The sequence below is a fragment of the Rhodococcus sp. IEGM 1241 genome, from assembly GCF_033142365.1.
In the GTDB taxonomy this organism is placed as follows: Bacteria; Actinomycetota; Actinomycetes; order Mycobacteriales; family Mycobacteriaceae; genus Rhodococcus_F; species Rhodococcus_F erythropolis.
Map to the genome: position 1 here is coordinate 1 of NZ_JAWLSE010000050.1, position 2027 is coordinate 2027.

A 2027-nucleotide genomic window follows, 5' to 3' on the forward strand; every position below is an offset into this window, starting at 1 on the left:
GTGATGACCCGTTGATGGCGAGCGATGACCGCCCGTCCGTCGAAGACCACCAATGCCCGTAACAAGACCCGCACGTGCCGGCCGATGAAACGTGTGAGGACAGAGTATTTCGCCATCCGCACCGTGATCAATGCGCTGCGGTCGACCCGTGGAAGTATTTGACAGGGTTTCCTGGAACTAGCGGATTGTCTGTCGTGGCACAGCCCTCAGCTATGGTGCGGACAAGCGGTTGGACACCGAATGTACATCGAGTAATTCGGTGCGCGAAGCCATCGACTCACCAGCGCTCGTCTCGAAGCAGGACACCAGGCCGCTTACCCTCAAAGGCGAGCGGCCTGGTGTTGTGGTGGGTGCTTGTTCAGTCAGGACGTCGAGGTCAGGATCCGAAGATCGGGCCGAGTGACCCGCTCGACGGCGGTGTTATCGGGGTGGTGTCGGTGACCTCGACCGTCACGTCCTTGAGGGGCGCGGCTGTACCGATGCCGTTGGAGGCGGTCACCGTGAACGTGAATGACCCTGCCTTCGTGGGGGTTCCGGACAGTACCCCCGCCTCGGTAAGCGTGAGCCCGTCCGGCAGTGCACCGACAGTGACGGCCACGGTGACGGCGGGTTGTCCGGTGACGGTGAAGGCATGATGGTAGGGCTGGCCGACGACGCCGACAGTCGGAGCCCCGGTCAACGTCGGTGCCCGGTCAAATGCGATAACCGATACCGTGCCAGGGCGTGTGTCGTGGGTGATGTAGGCATGTGCGCCGTCGGGAGAGACCGCTACCCCGAGCGGGCTCGCACTGACAGGGACGGTGGCGGTGACAGTGTTGGTGGCCATATTGATCACTGATATTGAGTCATTGCCCTGACCAGTGACATAGACATAGTTGTCGCTGGGAGAGATTGCCACCCCGGACGGGCTCGCACTGACAGGGACGGTGGCGGTGACAGTGTTGGTGGCGGTGTCGATCACTGACACCGAGTCGCTGCCGGGGTTGGTGATGTAAGCATGTGCGCCGTCGGCTGTGATTGCGACCTTGTACGGCAGCCTGCCGACGGGGATGGTTGCAATGACGGTGTTGGTGGCGGTGTCGATCACCGACACCGTGCCAGGGCCATTACCGATCTCTGTGAAGTTGGCTACGTAGGCGCGCAGCCCATCGGGGCTGATCGCCACTCCTGCCGGGTCTATACCAACGGCGACGGTACCGGTGACGGTGTTCGTGGCGGTGTCGATCACCGACACTGATCGGCTGGTCGCGTTGGTGATGTAGGCGCGCAGCCCGCTAGGGCTGATCGCCACTCCTGCCGGATCTTTCCCGACGGGGACGGTACTGGTCACGGTGTTGGTAGCTGTGTTGATTACCGACACCGAGTTGCTGCGGAGGTTGGTGACGTAGGCGCGCAGTCCGTCGGGGCTGATTGCCACCGCGTACGGCTCTTTTCCGACCGGGACGGTACTCGTGACCGTGTTGGTAGCTGTGTTGATTACCGACACCGAGTTGCTGCTCTGATTGGTGATATAGGCGCGCAGTCCGTCGGGGCTTATCACCACTCCTGTCGAAGAGTCCCCGACCTGGACGGTAGTGACCACAGCGTCGGCGGTTGCCGGTCGAGTCGCTGTGGTCAGCGACATTGCAACGGCCAGTATTGCAGCGCCGAGAACTGTTGCGGCCCGAGATCGATGCTTGCATGAGTGTGGCCGTTCGATGGCGGTAATGGTGGTGTCCTCTTCCAGACGCAGTTCGCACGCAGGTGTGCGCAGTAATTACGGCAGTAATCACCACACAGAACATAACGAATATTCCCACTGTTGCTGTACACCTACAGCAACATTAAAAAGCCAGGATCACTAACAGAACCCCCGACAGTTCCACGAATGGGTAACCAGATAGGCACCCTGAGTTGGCCACCCTGCCATAGCGATTGATGCGCGATCAGTCACCCAGCTCACCTCGAAGGGAGAAATGATCAGAACTTGTGGATCCCGGGAGGGCGTACCTTCCCGGAAGATGATCTGCAAGGTATCGAAAATTCTG

Annotated in this window: 1 protein-coding gene and 1 pseudogene; both read right to left on the reverse strand. The window is 60.4% G+C overall.

What is annotated here, in order from left to right; translation table 11 throughout:
• A pseudogene (locus tag R4P70_RS32840) lies at positions 1–161 on the reverse strand (Mu transposase domain-containing protein); the annotation flags it as partial.
• Between the two features lie 215 nt (positions 162–376).
• Positions 377–1624: a beta-propeller fold lactonase family protein gene (locus tag R4P70_RS32550; RefSeq protein WP_317833830.1), complete on the reverse strand. Its 1248-nt coding sequence runs from the start codon at positions 1622–1624 to the stop codon at positions 377–379.
• Positions 1625–2027: the final 403 nt, after the last annotated feature.

What these genes read in the sequence shown, in the direction of transcription:
- R4P70_RS32550 (WP_317833830.1), bottom strand. Translation starts at nt 1,624, where the DNA reads ATGTCGCTGACCACAGCGACTCGACCGGCAACCGCCGACGCTGTGGTC.